Origin of the sequence: Leptospira andrefontaineae (genome assembly GCF_004770105.1) — a bacterium.
GTDB lineage: Bacteria > Spirochaetota > Leptospiria > Leptospirales > Leptospiraceae > Leptospira_B > Leptospira_B andrefontaineae.
Genome location: NZ_RQEY01000019.1, coordinates 471,899 through 489,464 on the forward strand (window position 1 = coordinate 471,899; position 17,566 = coordinate 489,464).

14 protein-coding genes and 1 pseudogene are annotated in these 17,566 nt (G+C 39.0%); 12 read left to right on the top strand and 3 right to left on the bottom strand.

The window, feature by feature from the left end:
- The first annotated feature begins 25 nt into the window (after positions 1–25).
- From EHO65_RS16245 to EHO65_RS16265, 5 genes are all read left to right on the top strand, one after another.
- On the top strand, positions 26–1,960 hold the full coding sequence (locus tag EHO65_RS16245) for an adenylate/guanylate cyclase domain-containing protein (RefSeq protein ID WP_135775596.1): 1,935 nt from the start codon (positions 26–28) through the stop codon (positions 1,958–1,960).
- Positions 1,961–2,079: 119 nt separating this feature from the next.
- Positions 2,080–2,583: a hypothetical protein gene (locus tag EHO65_RS16250; protein WP_135775597.1), complete on the top strand. Its 504-nt coding sequence runs from the start codon at positions 2,080–2,082 to the stop codon at positions 2,581–2,583.
- Between the two features lies 1 nt (position 2,584).
- Positions 2,585–3,784 carry an LIC10025 family lipoprotein gene (locus EHO65_RS16255; RefSeq protein WP_135775598.1) on the top strand — a complete coding sequence of 400 codons (1,200 nt, stop codon included), beginning with the start codon at positions 2,585–2,587 and terminating at the stop codon, positions 3,782–3,784.
- Between the two features lie 146 nt (positions 3,785–3,930).
- Positions 3,931–4,635 carry a urate hydroxylase PuuD gene (locus EHO65_RS16260; RefSeq protein WP_167482044.1) on the top strand — a complete coding sequence of 235 codons (705 nt, stop codon included), beginning with the start codon at positions 3,931–3,933 and terminating at the stop codon, positions 4,633–4,635.
- 10 nt (positions 4,636–4,645) lie between these two features.
- Entirely contained in the window at positions 4,646–5,020 is a 375-nt protein-coding gene (locus tag EHO65_RS16265; RefSeq protein ID WP_135775600.1) for a c-type cytochrome, read from the top strand.
- Between the two features lie 43 nt (positions 5,021–5,063).
- Here the strand turns inward: EHO65_RS16265 and EHO65_RS16270 are convergent, their stop codons facing one another.
- Genes EHO65_RS16270 through EHO65_RS16280 form a run of 3 tightly spaced genes read right to left on the bottom strand, consistent with a single transcriptional unit; the run spans position 5,064 to position 8,844 of the window.
- Positions 5,064–5,909 carry an inositol monophosphatase family protein gene (locus EHO65_RS16270; RefSeq protein WP_086447587.1) on the bottom strand — a complete coding sequence of 282 codons (846 nt, stop codon included), beginning with the start codon at positions 5,907–5,909 and terminating at the stop codon, positions 5,064–5,066.
- A 17-nt stretch (positions 5,910–5,926) separates the two neighbouring features.
- Positions 5,927–6,868 carry an LIC_10030 family protein gene (locus EHO65_RS16275; protein ID WP_135775601.1) on the bottom strand — a complete coding sequence of 314 codons (942 nt, stop codon included), beginning with the start codon at positions 6,866–6,868 and terminating at the stop codon, positions 5,927–5,929.
- Positions 6,865–8,844, bottom strand: coding sequence for a beta-galactosidase (locus EHO65_RS16280; protein ID WP_135775602.1), 1,980 nt, complete (start codon positions 8,842–8,844; stop codon positions 6,865–6,867). Before EHO65_RS16280 ends, EHO65_RS16275 begins: the two co-directional genes overlap by 4 nt.
- Before the next feature lie 172 nt (positions 8,845–9,016).
- Between EHO65_RS16280 and EHO65_RS16285 the strand changes: the two genes are divergently transcribed.
- From EHO65_RS16285 to EHO65_RS16315, 7 genes and pseudogenes are all read left to right on the top strand, one after another.
- Positions 9,017–9,874 (top strand): Hsp33 family molecular chaperone HslO, encoded by an 858-nt coding sequence (locus EHO65_RS16285; RefSeq protein ID WP_135775603.1) that lies wholly within the window; start codon positions 9,017–9,019, stop codon positions 9,872–9,874.
- Positions 9,875–9,882: 8 nt separating this feature from the next.
- Positions 9,883–10,443 carry a tRNA (adenosine(37)-N6)-threonylcarbamoyltransferase complex ATPase subunit type 1 TsaE gene (gene tsaE / locus EHO65_RS16290; protein ID WP_135775604.1) on the top strand — a complete coding sequence of 187 codons (561 nt, stop codon included), beginning with the start codon at positions 9,883–9,885 and terminating at the stop codon, positions 10,441–10,443.
- Positions 10,440–11,129, top strand: a complete 690-nt coding sequence (gene tsaB, locus EHO65_RS16295; RefSeq protein WP_135775605.1) for a tRNA (adenosine(37)-N6)-threonylcarbamoyltransferase complex dimerization subunit type 1 TsaB — start codon at positions 10,440–10,442, stop codon at positions 11,127–11,129. Before tsaE ends, tsaB begins: the two co-directional genes overlap by 4 nt.
- Before the next feature lie 587 nt (positions 11,130–11,716).
- Positions 11,717–13,747: pseudogene (locus EHO65_RS16300) on the top strand (ribonuclease R family protein); the annotation flags it as partial.
- Between the two features lie 73 nt (positions 13,748–13,820).
- Entirely contained in the window at positions 13,821–14,324 is a 504-nt protein-coding gene (locus EHO65_RS16305; protein ID WP_100708637.1) for a hypothetical protein, read from the top strand.
- 5 nt (positions 14,325–14,329) lie between these two features.
- Positions 14,330–15,943 (top strand): GMC family oxidoreductase, encoded by a 1,614-nt coding sequence (locus EHO65_RS16310; RefSeq protein WP_135775607.1) that lies wholly within the window; start codon positions 14,330–14,332, stop codon positions 15,941–15,943.
- A 111-nt stretch (positions 15,944–16,054) separates the two neighbouring features.
- Positions 16,055–17,566: a tetratricopeptide repeat protein gene (locus tag EHO65_RS16315; protein WP_135775608.1), complete on the top strand. Its 1,512-nt coding sequence runs from the start codon at positions 16,055–16,057 to the stop codon at positions 17,564–17,566.

The window sequence follows — 17,566 nt, forward strand, 5'->3', positions numbered from 1 at the left end:
ATTCAATAGTCTTTTCCAGATCCCTATGGATTCAGGTCTCCATCAAGTTGAGATCAAAACAGAATTTAATTTAGATAAAGCAGACGATTTACTCAAGATCCCGGCCGGTCTCTATATTTCGGACATTGGAGAGAACTGGAAAATTTTTCTGAACGGAATATTAGTAAGAGAAGAATGGTACGAACCTACAGACGGGCAACTTACTAAAAATCGCTCCGTAAAGGGACTGATCATTCCGCTTCATCATGGGATTTTAAAGCAGGGCAGAAACGATCTGAAAATCCGTTTTATGGGAATGGCAGATAGTAATCCAATAAAAGCAAATGATCATTTTGGATTTTATCATCCTAAAAATTTCAGGATCTCTTCTCTCGAAGAAATTTATAACTCTAGCTCAGAATACTTTGATATATTTCTTTTCGGGATCTATTTTATATTTGGGTTTTATCATGTTCTGTTCTTCGTAACCAGAAAGCAGGATATTTATTATCTGTATTTCGGTCTCTTCTCTTTATTTTCTTCCGTATATTTTTATTTTACTACATTCCATATATATAATAAATTTATAAACTTTCCTGGTGGCCCTGATACTGAATTTTTCTTTAGAGGGGAAATTTCAGCTCTCATTCCAATGGTTCCTATCTTTATGCTTTTTGCTAAAGATTTCTTTTACCAAAAAGAAGGAAAGTTTTGGATCATTCATACATTCTGCGCTTTAAGCGGAGTTTTGTTCTTAGCGAACTGGGTTCTTCCTTATAAATACGTTCTTCCGAATCTGACAGCTTTCCAAATTCTCCTTTTTCTGATGCTTTTGTATGTGATCTTCTTCTCTGCAAATGCGATCCGTTTGAAAAAACCTGACTCTGTTAAACTCGCAGTTGGTATTGGGGTTTGTGGTCTTTTCGGACTTTGGGATACTATCGATGCGATGACTAAGATTGCAGGATTTCACTATCCTTTCTTTAAAATTTCCTTCTCTGTTTTCATTCTTGTGATCATCAGTCTTTTGGTTTCCAGATATGTGAGTTTGTATAAACAATCTCAAGCTCTCAACTTAGAGATAGCAAAACAAAGGGATGCATTCTACAGATTCGTACCTTCCGAATTTATTTCAATTTTAGACAGAGAAAGTCCGGTAGAGATAAAAATAGGTGACTCTAAAGAAAAGACAATGTCGGTATTTTTCGCAGACCTTAGAGGTTATACTTCCGTCTCCGAGAAACTTAGTCCGGATGAGAATATCAAATATCTGAACAAATACTTCTCCGCATTTGAAGATATTATATTTAAGAATGCAGGTTTCGTAGATAAGTACATTGGAGATGCTATCATGGCTTTATTCTCCGATCATAGCGACAGAGCGGACAAGGATAACTTTAACTCTGCTGATAACGCTCTTCAATCTGCGATAGATATGGTTCGTTATGTAGAATCCCTGAATGATGGGATTGGCATTGGTGCTGATCTGGGAATAGGTGTGAATACCGGGCCTTTGATCTTAGGAACTGTGGGAAGCGAAAGAAGAATTGATACAACAGTCGTAGGTGATACTGTAAACTTATCTTCTAGGGTCCAAAGTCTTTCCGGTTTTTATAAAACTAAAATTTTAGTAACTCACCATACGTTCTTAAGATTGAACTTACTATCGGATGTAATGGCAAGAGAGATCGATACCGTAATCGTAAAAGGTAAAACTCAGCCAGTAATCTTATACGAAGTTTTCCAAGCAGACGAGCCTGAATCATTGGATTGGAAAGAAGGCTCCAAAATGAAACTGAACGAAGGGATCGCCCTCTATAAAGCGGGTCAGTTTAAGAATGCTTTTTCTATATTTAAGGAATTATACAAAGAAAAGCCTACAGATAATATCGTGAAACTGTATGCTAAAAGAACTAAAATGATCCTTGGCCAGGCTCCTCCGGGAGATTGGGATGGGATTTTCAGGCTTCATAGAAAATAATTTCCGATTTTAAGCCCTTCTTCTAAAATTTAGGGAACATATAAAACCTTCTCCTGTCTGATTGTTTGCTCGGTTTTGTAATCCGAATTTAATCACAACTAAATAGGAAATTCTAAAACATGAAGTATAAGATCCGAGTTATCTCATTCGTTTTGTTTTTCTCTGTCATTGGATTAAGTGCAGACGAAAAAGAGAAACTTCCGGATTTCAAATTGGCCGACCAAAATGGAAAAGTATTCAGCTCATCGAGTGCAAAAGGGAGTGCTTACTTTTTACTCGGGTGTGGTTTCAAAGATGTCGTACTTTGCAGAAAACACGGACGCAAGATCTATTGGAAGATGCAGACATTATTGAAGGACGACGACCACGTTACCTTCTCCGCCTATTTGAATTTGAAAGAGGCGCCTTCCTCAGTTTTCGAATATATTCTACAAGAAAAGGGGAAAGATTACGAAAGTATTTTGTTGGATAAGAAAGGGATTTTGTCCAAAGGCTTAACCGAAGGTAAATCTTTTTTAAGAGTATATTCTCCTAAAGGTATACTGATCCATAAAGAATACTTCGAATCTGTGGATGATACTAAAGTTTCTGAACTTTATAAATTGGTCCGAAGTGGAAAGTAAAATGAACAAAAAGATTTCTTCTTATCTTCTAATTTTATTACTTCTCCCTTTCTTTGGGTGTGTAAGAAAGAATCTGCACGCAGCTGATTACTTCGAAAGATATTTTAAATACCAAGACTTTATCCAAACCGAATTTAAAGACGATCCGGTTCGCGGGATTTTATACGGAAATCCGGAATCGGATTCAGAGGAGAAGTTTTATAAGAAGGACGGATATCTTGCTCTTTCCTTTCGACTAAGTGAAAATGGTGGCCGTTTCAGAAAAGAATTATCAGATTCTCCCCTTTCTATATTTCCAGAAAGTCCTTATTCTATCTTTGTAAAAGCCGAACCTGCGGAGTTTCATACAAAGCCAATCTATAAGATCACTAGATCGGTTGAGATGCTTTCTCCTGAAGTAAGTGTATTCGATGTTTTTCCTATGATCGAAGAGACGATACAGCACTTGCGCAAATCGGAACCAAATCAAGTTTTGGAACATTCATCTCTTCAAAAATTTCTATGCCTTCAGTTCGATTGTGAGATTAAAAAAGAAAATGGTGAACTCTTTCTAACATATACACTTTCCGAAAGAATGAGGGAACAATTCCCGATCGCTTACAAAAAGTGGAATAAACGTTTAGGCCAGGTCTCTTTCCGCTTTCAGTTATTTCAACCGGGAGGTTTTACTAAAGGTTGGGAATTTTATAATGAGGGAAAAAAAATTATATTAGGAATTCCGAATTCTCCTAATGGTTATTGGGCCTCTCCAAAAACTTTACATCTTAGGACATATATGTTCATCAATGTATTTGGATTAAAGATCGATATTCGAGGACTGGGATATACTCTTAAGTTCAGTCGTTCTGGAAGCACAGATACTGTACTAGGATATTATAGTAAAATTCCGGAAACTACGATCGGAGGTAGATTTCTTTCCATCTTCCCTCCCGGGGCAGTGAACTTCTTTATTCCTGGGAATATGGATGAATATGCGGAAGGAAGTTTTAAACTTTTGGTGGAAGGATCCGACGGAAAGGGTGGGACACGTTTTGAAAATAGAACGAAACGTAATGGGAACAAAACAAAAGTTCTCCTTACTACCGAGTCTGAAATTTTCAGAGATCGTTTTCTTCCTTTCAAGTCTAGTGACGAAGATGATGAGCCTTCTTTCTTTACCGAGCTTGGAAAAAGTATTGTATTAGATTTAAGAGGTAAATGATTCTTAAAACTTCAAGTATACTTGAAGTTCGTAAAACCAATTTAGAAACTTTCCAAAACTGCTTGACTGGACCTCTTTCGGAAATAATCCTAATCGGATTCGGTTAACGACCGAAGAATATTTTTAGAACTGTGTTCGGAGGAATCATGGAATTAACCCTGTTTACCACCACGAACGGGCTTTATTACTTAGTTAAGTACATTCACTTTTTATCCGGGGTAACCTGGATTGGAATGTTGTACTACTTTAACTTTGTACAAGGTCCTTTCTTCAACGAAACCGATGCGGATACAAAGAAGAACGCAACTCAGAAATTAGTTCCACGCGCATTATGGTGGTTCCGTTGGGGCGCTATGCTTACCTTCTTATCCGGTATCGCGATGATCGCTATCGCACTTGGAGCGCAAGGTATTCCGCATAATTCCCAGTGGGTAGTAGTAATTCTAGTAGGTGCACTTTTCGGAACGGTTATGTGGGCGAACGTTTGGTTCGTTATCTGGCCGAATCAAAAAGTTGTGATCGCAAAAGCTAAAGGAGAGACCACTGTGGATCCTGCTCCTAATGCTAACCGTGCTTTCGTAGCTTCTAGAACTAACACTTTCTTCTCTATTCCAATGTTATTTGCGATGGGAGCGGCTCGTAACCTTCCTATTAACTATAGCCCAGAGAAGCTAAGAGTTTTCTTAGGAATTATCGTACTTTTGATCGTGATTTTCGAAGTAAACGCTTTAAGAGCGGACCAAAACGGTCCTACTGTTAAGCCGATCAAAACCGTAAAAGCTGTAATTACTAGCGGAGTGATCTTTGCTTTAGTTACTTATGTTCTGATGGAAGTTCTTTTAACTGCTTAAGGAATATTGAATGAATCCATTCCAAACCAATCGGAGTGGAAGCGAGAAGGGCGGTAATCACCGCCTTTCTTTTTTTAGCTTTCTACTCTTACTAATTTTTGGCGCAGCATTTTCTTTATGTAAAGAATCCAAACCTCTTTCTCCGGAAGCAGAGGCTGGTAGAGGATTGTATATGGCGAACTGTCTAGCTTGTCATAATGCCAATCCTAAACTCGATGGGGCGGTCGGGCCTTCGGTAGCAAATTCTTCTTATGAATTATTAGAAGCAAGAATGAGAGGAGAATATCCTCCAGGATATGTTCCTAAACGCCAGAGTACTGCAATGACCCGTTTTAATTTTTCGGAAGCTCAACTAAAGTCTTTAGAAGAGTTTTTGAAACAATAAGATGTTTATGCAAGCTGCGACTCACCGTCGCAGCGATTAGAATTTAATTTCTTCCGATGGAGAGTCGAACATTTCGAAGAATGTCGATAATCTGCTTATGGATCCTTCCGTTAGAAGCTACTACTTCTGCCTGACCTGATAAGAAGTGTTTTCCTTGAAAGTCGGTGAGTTTCCCGCCTGCTTCCGTTAAGATCACCGAGCTTGCTACAGTATCCCAGAGTTTTACGCCCTTCTCCCAGATCCCATCGAGAACACCTTCTGCCACCCAACAAGTATCCAATACAAAAGATCCTGTCCTTCTCATAGATCGACCGCAGCTGATAAACGCAGTGATATCAGAGATTACCTCGTTTAAAATTTCCTTTCTGTTTGTAGGAAAGCTGGATACTAAAAGAGATCTTGCGAGTGCATCTGTATTAGACACATCGATCCTGAGCCCGTTCTTGAATGCACCTTGGCTTAAAATTGCAGAGTAGCGTGTGTCTAGTTCAGGTGCGAACACAACTCCTGCTACCGGAGTTTCTCTATGCTCTAAGCCTACAGACACACAATAGAGAGGAATTCCTCGTACGAAGTTCATGGATCCATCGATCGGGTCTAAAACCCAACGGAAAGAATTGCTTCCTTCGTGTTTAAAATAATCTTCTGAAATGATTGAGTCGTTTGGAAAGTTTTGTCGGATAAAATCGATCAGGAATTTTCCCATCAATTCATCCGCTTTATGAATGCGGTCTTTTTCTTCGGAGTCGCTTACGATCCCGAAAACTCGGATCTCTTTTTGTAGTTTACGAGCGGATTCCAGTATAAGCCCGGATACGGACTGGACTGATTTCACTCTCTTCTTCACTTCTTCAAGAGGGAAATCTATGGGAGGTGCTAAGGATTCCATGTTCGGGCTTATGTCCTTTATACCCGTAAAATTTTCCAAGCCATGTTTCCCGATGGGGAAATGATCCTCTCAGATTTATGAGATCGGAGCCAAGCGAAGAATGAATTTCGGGCAGATTCTTCTAAGGTCATGCTGCCTGGTCTTAACAAAAGATCAACTACTTGGTGAAACGAATTAAAATCCTTTGCGATCTTATCTAGGGAAGGATCTAAAAATCTGGTGGTCAAGGTAAGGTATTCCACCGCTAAAGGAGCGAATATTTTTCCAAGAGTCCAGTCAGAAGGAGTAATCCCCAAGGACTCGTGGATAAAACTTACCTGCTTAGAATAATCCACCTCGTCAAAAATTTCAGAATATGTATGCCTAACCCCTTCGAATGTATCTGTGGAGATCTGGACCATGAAGTCAGACTCTTGGTATTTCTTAGTAGTGAAGTCTATCACTGCATCTTCTAACACTGTAAGAGAATCTAAAGGAATAACCCTAGAAGAAAAGTAAGCCCTTTTGCTGTAAACAGACATAGTTTTTCCCTGAGAAGCTTGCGCATAAATATCTTCCTTGGGAGCTCCACCAAGATGCATCACATGAAAACTGGTAATGATCGCAAACGGGGGAAGTTTTTCTCGCCATACTTCTGGAGAATTTTCTCTGAACATCTCTCCTTCCGTATAGAACGGTTTGATTAGAAATAAACGATCAATATCTCTTTTTGGTCTGGGTTCAGGAAGAACAAGGGAATCTGCGACTAATTCAGGAGCAAGTTGCAGAATTGATTTCAGAAAACCTTCTGCAGCGCTAAACTCTATTTCGAAAACAGAAGTAGAGGGTAGAATAAACTTTTCTTCGAATTCAACGAAGGAAGTGTGAAGGTTATCCACATAAATGGAATGTTCCTTGTTCCTTCCCTTCGAATGATTCTGTAAGAGCTTGTTTAATTCTTTAACTTCATTCAGCTTCATTTTTTCGTTTTAGACAGTATCCGCACCTCGTACGGTTTGAGTAGCTTGAAACCGGCAAAAGCCTTCTTACCGGAATGATTGATAAAAATTTCGTAGTCTTTGGACTTTCCCTTTCTAAAACTGCGCTCCACTGTTGGGCCGTAAAAAGTAAAAGGGATACCTGCCATTCTTAAGGTTCTTCTATATAATAGCATAAACGAGATCGGACTCAGACTCGCTCCAACGTATACGACAGATCCTTTTCCGAATCGATTACAAGTTATGACAGGTTTTCCTTTATAAAATTTCTTATTATCAGAATATCTAGCCCAGACTTTGGCCGTAGTAGGTTCCAAGATCTCGCAAATTTTGGAACAGGATCCCGGTAAGACCCTGAATTGGAACTTAACGTTTTGATTTCCTACCGCTTCGAATTTTCTCACCTTGACCCCTGCCATTTCGGAGAATGGACCAGGAACCTGAGAGTCCAACATCCAGGAATTTTTGTCCTTCAAACCTGCTCTATACCCTAAAACTAAAACACCTCCCTCTCTAACGAATTGCTCCAATTTTTTAACGACGGAATCATCCACCATTGCATAGAGGGGAAGGACCAAAACTTTATATTTGGAGAAGTCGGTTTTGGAGATCGGTAAGAAGTGAGTATTTACATTTAGAATGTTCAAACCTGCAAACCAAGTTGCCATCTCAATGTCGTAGCCAACTTGTGCAAACGGGACGGGACTATGTTTTAAACCGGAAGAGATGGGTTGGTGTTTGAAATTCCTCGCATTCTCAATATCATGAAGAACAGCTATCTCCGCAGGAAAATGTTCCGAAGCAAAATCTTTAGCCTCAGGTAATATCTCAGAGATCCCTTTTTGCAATTCTAAGTATCTATCAGTCAGAGATTTATCGTGGTCTAGAATTCCATAACAAAGTTGTTCTTGTCCGAATCTTGCAGTTCTATATCTGAAAAATACAATTTGTTCTGCGCCTTGGACGATCGCTTGTTTCATCCATAGTTGTATCTGACCTGGCGCAGGAAGATAACCCAAAGTATCATGCCCTTGAAATCCCGATATTTGTTCCATTACAGTAAAAGGAAGATCTTTCAGTCCTCGATTGTATTGATGCATTGCTGATATAAATGGATGAGGGAAAGGTTCTTCTTGGTCTCCCCAGGTAGGATAATTATCCCAAGAAACGTAATCTAAATGAGTGAATAATTCGCTCATATCGATCACAGGAAGAAAAGGACTCGGATATAAATTCGTAGTGAGCTTGCGGTTCGGAGAAAACTTTCGAACAATATCAGACTGTAATTTTACAAAATCCACGATCGTATCCGAATGAAATCTGTAAAAGTCTTGGATCATAGAAGGATTAAATCCAGCACTCACATGAGGACCAGGAAGTGGGATCTCATTCCAATCGTTAAAGATCACTCCCCAAAATATATTTCCCCAAGTATCATTTAGATTTTGGATCGTTTTGTATTTAGATTTCAACCAAAGACGAAATGCTTTGAGAGAAGTTTCTGAATGATCAATATCTGATCCCTCATGACCGATCTCATTATCTATTTGCCAACCGATTACTGCAGGATGATTTCCTAATGTTTGGGCCATCTTAGTAACGACCTTAACCACTGCTTTTCTATAATTCGGAGAAGAAAAACATGCCTGCCTTCTTGTTCCTATATTTCTTAGAACTCCATCTCTCACTTGGAGAACATCAGGATATTTTTTAGCAAGCCAAGGAGGGAATGTCGCGGTCGGAGTCCCTAGGATCACATCCATTTTATGTTTATGAAAGAGGTCCAACATCTTCTTCCAAAAAGAAAAATCGAATTTACCTTCTTTAGGTTCGACTAAGGCCCAAGAAAACTCTGCGAGACGAACTCTGGTCAGTCCCATGTTCTTCATGATCCGAATATCTTCTTCCCAATCTTTGGGAGTCCATTGTTCAGGATAATAATCCGCTCCGAAAATCATTCGGTCCTCGCATGTTAAAAAGGTAGAGACGATGATTCTCTTGAGGGAAGATCTTTCCAGAAAGAAAACCCTTAAATACTATCGAAATTCGGAAAAAATACTGTCTTTTCGATACGATTCAGGGAGAATAGATTAGAACCTCGTCCTACAAGGTCGGGAACCCAATCATTACATGGAAAATCACGATATATACCATTATGGGATTCTTCCCGACGTTCACTTTCGTTTTTCCTCAGCCGAAATTTCCTACGCAGTAACCGCAGCATCTAACTTACACGGTTTCGACGATGCAGGTACGGAGCTTCTGGCAAGGACAATGCTTGCAGCATTCTTCTTAGCAGATCTAGTAAAAGATGATACTAAGGTAAGCGTTCAAATCCGCTTTTATGATGATACTGAGATACACTCGGTCTTAGCTTATAGTACTCGCGATGGAAAGTTAAAGGCGACCTTAAGACATCGCCCGGAAGAAGATATAGAATCCGGACAGATCTCAGAGGAAAATTTAGGAATTTTAAAAGTATTCCGTTGGAAAGACGGAGAATGTATATATCAATCTATTGTTCCTTTTAGAAACCAAAGTTTCGAAACAAATATTGAAAACTATTTAAGAGACTCGGAGCAGGTCCCTTCCTTCTTAGTGGCTTATATTAAATTAGAAGGTTTGCATTGGAGAATCAAAGGTTTATTCTTACAAGCATTACCGGAAGCAAGACCGGAACATATAGATGCAGTTAGAGAATTAGCCGGAAAGTTAGAAGAGGAAAAATCCAAAGTTTATGAAGGAACTGTTTCTCAAGCATTAGAAATTTTGCAATCTTCTTGGAATACAAAATTCGAGATCTTAGCAACTGGAAGACCTGAATATAGATGTGATTGTTCGGAAGAGAAAATCAAAGAACTGATCCAAAATTTAGGAAAAGAAGAAGCTATGGATATCGCAGAAGAGCAAGGGCAGATCGAAGTCACCTGCGAATTCTGTAATTCCATCTATAGATTTCCGAAGGCAGAGGTCTTAGAATTATTTTAAGAAATAGAATGTTAGGACGGTTTGAAAATCTTACCTTAGATTCTATAGAAATCCCTGTATCAAAACTCGCAGGGATTCTCTCAAAAGTCTGGAAAGAAGGAAAATTCCCTCTGCTACTACTTTCCGGAAAAATGGGCTCAGGCAAAACCACATTTGTTTCTAAACTTGTAAAAGCATTATTGGACCAATTAAAGCCTGGATTAGATAAATCTAAATTATTTGTAAATTCTCCCACATATACTTTGATGAATGAGTATCCGTTTCCGGAGATACTAAACCAAACGGGAGATATATTAGAGATCTTTCATTTTGATCTGTATCGGATCGGTTCTTCAGAGGAAATTCCAGACTTAGGTTTTGAAGAATATTGGAACGGTAAAGGGATTTCTCTGATAGAATGGTGGGAAAAAGCAGAGCCTGAATTTAAAGACAGAAAATTCTGCATCAAGATCGATTTGGAAGAAGCAGATGTAGACACTCGGAATCTAAAGGTTGAGTTTTTAGGAGAAGAATGGAGAAGGTCCGATCTACAGATCGGATCGTTCCTGAAGTCGGAGAAAACCTTATGACAAAAATATTATTCTTCGATGCAACTAACTCTTGGATCTTAGTGGGATGTTATCTTAAAACGGAAGATGGCAAATTAGAAAAACTTTCCGAGCATAGAGGATTGCATAATAGAGAATCGTCTCTTTTGCTCATTAAAGAAATTTCTAATTGTTTGAAGGTTTCTAATTGGGAAAAACCTGATATAATAGTAACTGCTACCGGACCTGGATCATTTACTGGGATCAGGATCTCAGTTGCGACTGCTCGCAATTTTTCACAGATCTGGAATATTCCGGTCTTGGGAATTGATAGTTTAGAATTGTACTCCTGCCAATATTATGCGGAATCTGAATCTCCCGTTTGTGTAGGAATAGAAGCGAAACAAGGAAAAATATATTTCGGTCTAAGAGACGCCAGAGGTTATTGGGGCACCTTGGACATTGCTCCGGATATGATTCCGGAAACCATCCCGGAAGATAGGATAGGCTCTTATCTTACTGGAATTAAGTTCAGTGATTCTCCCGAATTTTTTGCGGGAACAAATATGAAAGAAAATCTTCCTTCGCCGGAAGCGAGTATATTGGAAAAGTCCAGCGAGATCAAAAAGGCATTAGCCAAGCCGGAAGATCATTCATATTTGCAATTGGTTCCGAATTATCTGAGAGGAACTTACGCTGATGATAAGCCTAAGGTATATTATACATGACACAAAAAAAGAAAATGGTTAAACAAATACAAACTAAGAAACAAACAAAAACCAATCAGAGTAGTGAGAAAAGCAAAGAACCAAAAAAATCCAGATCCAAAGAATCGGATGAAAAAGATCTAAGAAAAAGTATCAGAGAAGCAAAGGAAAAGGTTTCCAAAAAGAAAAAAGATCATAAGTCTTCTCGCTCCAAGAAATTGGAAATATTTCCCGTCGAACAAAAAGTTTCGGCTCCTTCTTCTAAAAACGAAAAGAAGAATAAAAACAAATCTTTTAAACAAGAGACAAGAAAAGAATTCCGAGAAGAAATTCCTTCACCAAAAGAAGAAACAAACTATAAAAAGCCTTCTTACGAAAATCAAAATAAGAATCAGGGATATTCTCCTAAACCTTCACATCACAAAAATGATTCCCATGTTCCGAGTTCAAAACCCAAATTTTATGATCAAAAGTCTAGAAGTCATGATTGGGAAAGAGAGAATGAGCCAGGCAGAAAACTTCTAAAATTTTTCCGATCTAAAGCTGGAAAGGTCCTCTCTATGCAAGAGATCTACTCTAAGTTTATTGCTCATGCAGGACAAAAAAAAGGATTTAGAAGAGAAAAATGGGAAGCCCAAGAACAAAAACGGTCTGCTGAAGAAGTTCTAGTCTTCTTCGAAAAAGAAGGTCTGATAGAGATCCAAAAAAAGAATATCATAGTTCGTCCCAACCAAACTTTAAATGGAACAATCTCACTAAGTAAAAAGGGAGATGGCTTCGTAAAATTGACTACAGGAACAGAAGTATTCGTTCCAGGTCAGTACACTTCTTCCGCAATCCAAGGTGACCTTGTGGAAATTCTTCCAACAGGTATCGGCCGCAAAGGAAAATTAGAAGGAGAAGTAGTCTCCGTTCTTCGCAGAGGCCGTGAACTTTATAGAATGAAGGTCACTGAGAAGGATTATAAATTTATAGTCGGGACCTTCTTAGATATGGAAGGAGATCTGAAGGAAGGTTTTCTTCCCCGCAAAACATTACTCCAAGATCTACAAGATGAGATCAATATCGGAGATGTTTTAATCGTTACTTTAAAACAGGATTCAGATCACGAAAAAAATCTATACGAAGCTCACTTTGTTCGTTTCGAGTCGGATACAAAAGAAGACACTGATCTGATGAGAATGTTAATGAAATACAATTATACTATTCTCTATCCGGAAGAAGTAAAATTGGAAGAACTTCCTGACGAAGTGGACGAATCCACAGTAGACAATTGGAACTCAAGAGTGGATTTGAGAGAGCTAAAGTCCATCACTATAGATGGAGAATATTCCAAGGACTTTGACGATGCGATCTCCTTTATAGACGAAGGTAAGAAGATACGGTTTTATGTTCATATCGCAGATGTTTCTCATTATGTTCAGCCCGGTTCCGATCTGGATATAGAAGCCTATGCGAGAGCTACTTCCGTTTATTTGGGAAGTAGAGTTGTCCCGATGCTTCCACCTGAACTATCCGAAAATCTTTGTAGTCTTGTGGCTAAGAAGAACCGACTGGCATTTACAGTGGAGATGGAGGCGGATTGGAGTGGAACTATCTTCCATGCTAAGTTTTATAAATCCATTATTAAAGTAGAAGAAAGATACACTTATAATCGAGCAGAAGAAGAGATCAAATCCGGAGATCAGAATAATTGGATCTTCCAAATGATGAAGTTTGCGGACATTCTTAGAAAGAGAAGACTCAATTCCGGAAGAGTGGATCTAAATCTTAAAGAGACAAAGGTAGTCACGGACTCAGAACATAATGTGGTTGAGATCAAACCTGTCGATAGATTACAGGCTCACATCTTGATCGAAGAATTCATGCTCTCTGCAAATATCAAAGTAGCAGAGTATATACGCAAAAAAGAAAGACCTACTCTTTATCGTGTCCACGAACCGATGGATGTGGAAAAACTGGAGATGTTAAATTCGTTCCTAAGCTTGAATGGAGTTAATGCACAGCTACAAGATACAAAGTACGAATCTATCCGACATGTTCTACAAGTGATCGAAGGAAGTCCTTCGGAACGTTTGTTTAATATTTCTCTTTTGAGAAGTTTTATGCAGGCTTATTATTCCGGAGAATATCTAGGTCATTGGGGATTGGGTTTTAAAGACTATTGTCATTTCACTTCTCCAATTCGTCGTTATCCTGACTTGGTTTGCCATCGGGTTTTAGAAAGTATCCTACTCTCAGAAGAGGAACCTTATTCGGAAGAAGATATTAAAGTAATGGGTCTTCATACTTCTCACGAAGAAAGAAAGGCAACTGATTCTGAAAGGGATTATTATAAACTCAAGGCTTGTAGGTTTTTGGAGAAAACAGGTATCAAAGAATTTACTGCGACACTTGTAGGATTCAAAGCTGCTGTTGCATTTGTGGAATTGAATAATCCACCAGTGGAAGCAATCATCCCAGCGATAGAATTCACTGATGAAGGTGAGTTACAAACAGAGACAGATTTCACATTCTATTCTAAAAAATATACCAAACAATATTCATTAGGTGAAACATTCCCTGTTGAATTGGATAGAATTGATTTCGAAGAAATCAAAATTTACGTGAAGATGAAAAAATTCCAAAAGAAAGGATAGACAAAGTCGAACATATTCCAGAACATTCGTTACGGTAAACTTTGTTTTTTCGAACAAAGTTTAGGAGTTAGAATTGGAATCGTTTCTGGATGAGAAAGTCTCTCGTAGTCGCTTTCTAAAGTTTTTGTTCAAAACGGCGGCCATCTCCGCCATCCTAGTTCCTCAAGCTTCCTGCAAACCTGGATCTATTCCTAAATTGCATGGATTGAGTGATTCTGAATATCTCGCTTTCAAATCTTTGGAAGAGGTTTTCCTGGTAGGAAATCCAATCCAAGGATTCGATTTGGGAGTGGCTGCGGATAAATACATCTACGGTCATCCATACCCTATCGATACAGAATCCGTTTTGAAATTATTGGCATTCTTGCCTGGCTCTTCTCTCGTTTCTCTTGCTTTGGATTTTTCTTTCACCTCTATGGTAGGACTTTCCAAAGAAGATAGAGAGAAACGTCTTCTTTCCTGGAAAAACTCTTCCCTATCTTTGAAAAGAGGCGCTTATAATATCATGCGCCAGCTGTCCTTCTTCTTAGTTTCTATGGAAAGAGATTATAACGAACTAGTGGGATATAAAGGTTAAGAACTATGGGAGCAATTCCTGAGGCAAATTATAAGATCATAACTCCTGAAAAACATGAATCTTTGATCAAAGAGAACGGGATCAAAGACGGAGTTTGGAAATTACAAGCAGAGGCTGTCATCATTGGTTCCGGCGCAGGGGGAGCAGTAGTCGCTGCCACTCTTGCAAAAGCGGGTTGGAAAGTAATTCTAATCGAAGAAGGCGGATATTTTAATCCTGCAAAATTCACAGGAGATGAGTTTCTTTCCCAAGCTAGATTATATAGAGATGCGGGATTTATCATCTCAGAAGAGCAAACTCTTTCTATCTTACAAGGAAGGACCGTAGGAGGTTCGACCACTGTAAATTGGCAAACTTCTCTTTATCCTCCTGATTACGTGACCAACGAATGGGATTCCCGTTTCGGTTGGAAAGGTTATGGAAGACAGGAAATGGACGCGTATATTTCAGAAGTCCATGAAAGGATTGGTGTCCATGAAGTTCCTCCGAACTTGATCAATGCAAACAATAACACCTTAATGAAAGGCGGAAAAGCATTAGGCCTACATCCGGAAGTATTAAAAAATAATAATAGAGGTTGTATCGGTCTAGGCCGTTGCGGTTTAGGTTGCCCTATTAACGCAAAACAATCCGCATTCTTAACCTGGATCCCTGATGCGATCGAAGCAGGTGCAACTGTAATCTCGAATATGAGAGCACAATACATCCAAGACGGAGATATTAAAACTGTAGTTGCAGAATTCACTCCTGATCCTTACGAAAAGGCTCCGAACAATATTATAGAAAAAGTAGTGATCGATGCTCCTGTAGTAATCGTAAGTGCAGGGGCAATAGAAGGTCCTGCATTATTACAAAGATCGGGGTTAGGAAACGATTGGGTCGGAAGAAATTTAAAAGTCCATCCTACCAGCACGAACTTTGCCATCTTTGACGAGACGATCAATATGTTCTCTGGACCACCTCAATCCGCAGTGATCAAACATGGCCATAACCAAAATAATACGGGTTATGGATATTGGTTAGAAGTAGCTCCATTCCGCCCTACTTTGGCAAGCTCACTGATCCCTTTCTATGGACAGAGACAATTCGATGCTATGAAGAAGTATCCGAATATGAGCGCAGGTATCGTGCTAGTTCGTGATGGTGCTGATGGAGAAGCGAATGCTTCGGTAAAATGGTCCTTAGGAAGAAGAAAAGTTTATTTCGAGATCACTCCTACCGACGGCAAAAATCTACTCAAAGGTTTGAAAGCTCTCGCAGAAGTACAAGTTGCGGCAGGTGCAAAGGCGATCATATTCCCATTCCCTGATGTAGAAGATCCGATACCAGTGGATAAAAATTCCAAGTTTGATTGGATCTTAGACAAGAGCATCGAACCTGGAAAGATCGCAATCGGTTCTGCTCACCCTCACGGTTCTATCCAAGCAGCCAAATCAGCCGACCTTGGTGCGGTGGATTTAGATTTCCAACTCTTCGGTCATAAGAATATTTTCGTAATGGATGCTTCTGTATATCCTACAGGATTATCCGTAAATCCACAAATTACGACCATGAGCGTGAATCTAAGAGCCGCAAGAGCCTTGGCTCAAAGAAAGTCAGAGGTTTTAGGAAATAAATAATTCCTTTTGGAAGGCGAGAATTCCACTTTATTCGTGGCGTTCTCTTCCAAAATTGGATAAATGCCTTCCTTCTTTTGTAGTATTCGGAGGGAAAATGTAGGTCTTACTAGTATGCGTAAGTCCTTCTTTTCTCTACTGATTTGCTTTAGTATATTCTTCTTTTCCAATTCTGTCTTCGCAGATATGAAAGAGGGCAAAAAAGCTTATTCCAGAAAAGACTATACAGAAGCTCTCAAACAATTCCAAAAATATAACGATGGAAACCCTTCTTCCGGCGAGGCCTGGATGTACATGGGTTATATCTATGAGAGCAGAAAAGATTATAATAAATCGATCCAAGCATTTAAGAAAGCAGTCAGTTTAAATCTTCCCAAAAAGGATTTAGTCAATTCCCTTACAAAGATCATTCTTTATCATAATTATCAGAGAGATTATGGGGAAGTGATCTCTTATTCCAATCGATTGCTAAAGATCGATCCGGATCTTTCCCATATCCAAAAGATCAGAGCTGCCGCAGAAGAGAGATATTCTTCCGGGGGACCTCGCAAACCTGTTTATCATGAGGAAGAACCGGAGCAGGAAAGTGTTTCCAGCCTCGAAAAAAAATTAAAACAAGAACCAAATAACAAAGAGATCCTCTGGAGACTTGCATTAGCTTATTATAATGAAAAAGAATTTGCTAAGTCTGAATCTATTCTTTCCGGATTAGTTAAAAGTGAACCGGAGAATGTGGAGTATGGTTATAAGTATGGTGCCCTTCTCGTTCGCATTGGAAATTATGACGATGCGCTCGTTGTTTTAAATCGTATAGAGCCTAAGATCCCATCTGAAAGAGAAAAATTACTTTATTATACTCACCTGACCCAGGCTGCCGCTTATCATAAAAAGAAAAACTTCGAAGAAGCTTCCAAGTATTACAGAAAGGCGCATGCAAATAAACATACAGTCCTTCCTTTGATTGGTCTGACCAAAATTAAATGGCAGCAAAAGGATTGTGATAGTGCGATCAAAACCGCCGAAAAAGCTCTCGAATACGGAGAAAAAACCAGAGAGATCCGAATGTATATCGGCCTCTGCAAAATACAGATCGGCAAAAAAGAAGAAGGTTATGATCTTCTGAAAGAAATCGGTGCCGCCATCGAAAAAGAAAATCCGGAACTAAAAGAACTTCCGGACGTGTATTACGATGGTATTTTAAAACTTGCTAGATATTATACAAACAACGGTAACTATGAAAAAGCTCTCAAATATTTTCATGCTGTCCAACCGGATGAAGAAGAAATTAGAGAATACAATTTTTATTTAGGTAAAACCTATCTATACACCGGTTCCGTAGAAAAAGCGATCAATCATTTGGAAAGAGTAGAAGATTCTGCAGGAGCCTATTATCTCTTAGCGAAATGTTATGCAGAGAAGAATGACCAAGAAAAGACAATGTCCTATATTAAAAGATCAGGGAGTATCAAATCTTCTTATTGGTCTTCTGCAGAAAAAGACAAGGCATTCAAAAAATTCAGATCCGACGAAGGTTTCAAAACATTCTTGGAGACAAGAGCTGGAACTAGAGATCATAAAAAATCTGACGATGATAAAGACGACGACGATTCCCAAGATAGGGACTAA

Excerpts from the sequence above, each read along its gene's own strand:
- EHO65_RS16255 (WP_135775598.1), top strand. The coding sequence starts at position 2,585 with ATGAACAAAAAGATTTCTTCTTATCTTCTAATTTTATTACTTCTCCCT.
- tsaE (WP_135775604.1), top strand. The coding sequence starts at position 9,883 with ATGTTAGGACGGTTTGAAAATCTTACCTTAGATTCTATAGAAATCCCT.
- EHO65_RS16280 (WP_135775602.1), bottom strand. The coding sequence starts at position 8,844 with ATGATTTTCGGAGCGGATTATTATCCTGAACAATGGACTCCCAAAGAT.
- EHO65_RS16285 (WP_135775603.1), top strand. The coding sequence starts at position 9,017 with ATGGAAAATCACGATATATACCATTATGGGATTCTTCCCGACGTTCAC.
- EHO65_RS16260 (WP_167482044.1), top strand. The coding sequence starts at position 3,931 with ATGGAATTAACCCTGTTTACCACCACGAACGGGCTTTATTACTTAGTT.
- EHO65_RS16245 (WP_135775596.1), top strand. The coding sequence starts at position 26 with ATGGATTCAGGTCTCCATCAAGTTGAGATCAAAACAGAATTTAATTTA.
- EHO65_RS16250 (WP_135775597.1), top strand. The coding sequence starts at position 2,080 with ATGAAGTATAAGATCCGAGTTATCTCATTCGTTTTGTTTTTCTCTGTC.
- EHO65_RS16315 (WP_135775608.1), top strand. The coding sequence starts at position 16,055 with ATGCGTAAGTCCTTCTTTTCTCTACTGATTTGCTTTAGTATATTCTTC.
- EHO65_RS16265 (WP_135775600.1), top strand. The coding sequence starts at position 4,646 with ATGAATCCATTCCAAACCAATCGGAGTGGAAGCGAGAAGGGCGGTAAT.
- tsaB (WP_135775605.1), top strand. The coding sequence starts at position 10,440 with ATGACAAAAATATTATTCTTCGATGCAACTAACTCTTGGATCTTAGTG.
- EHO65_RS16275 (WP_135775601.1), bottom strand. The coding sequence starts at position 6,868 with ATGAAGCTGAATGAAGTTAAAGAATTAAACAAGCTCTTACAGAATCAT.
- EHO65_RS16270 (WP_086447587.1), bottom strand. The coding sequence starts at position 5,909 with ATGGAATCCTTAGCACCTCCCATAGATTTCCCTCTTGAAGAAGTGAAG.
- EHO65_RS16310 (WP_135775607.1), top strand. The coding sequence starts at position 14,330 with ATGGGAGCAATTCCTGAGGCAAATTATAAGATCATAACTCCTGAAAAA.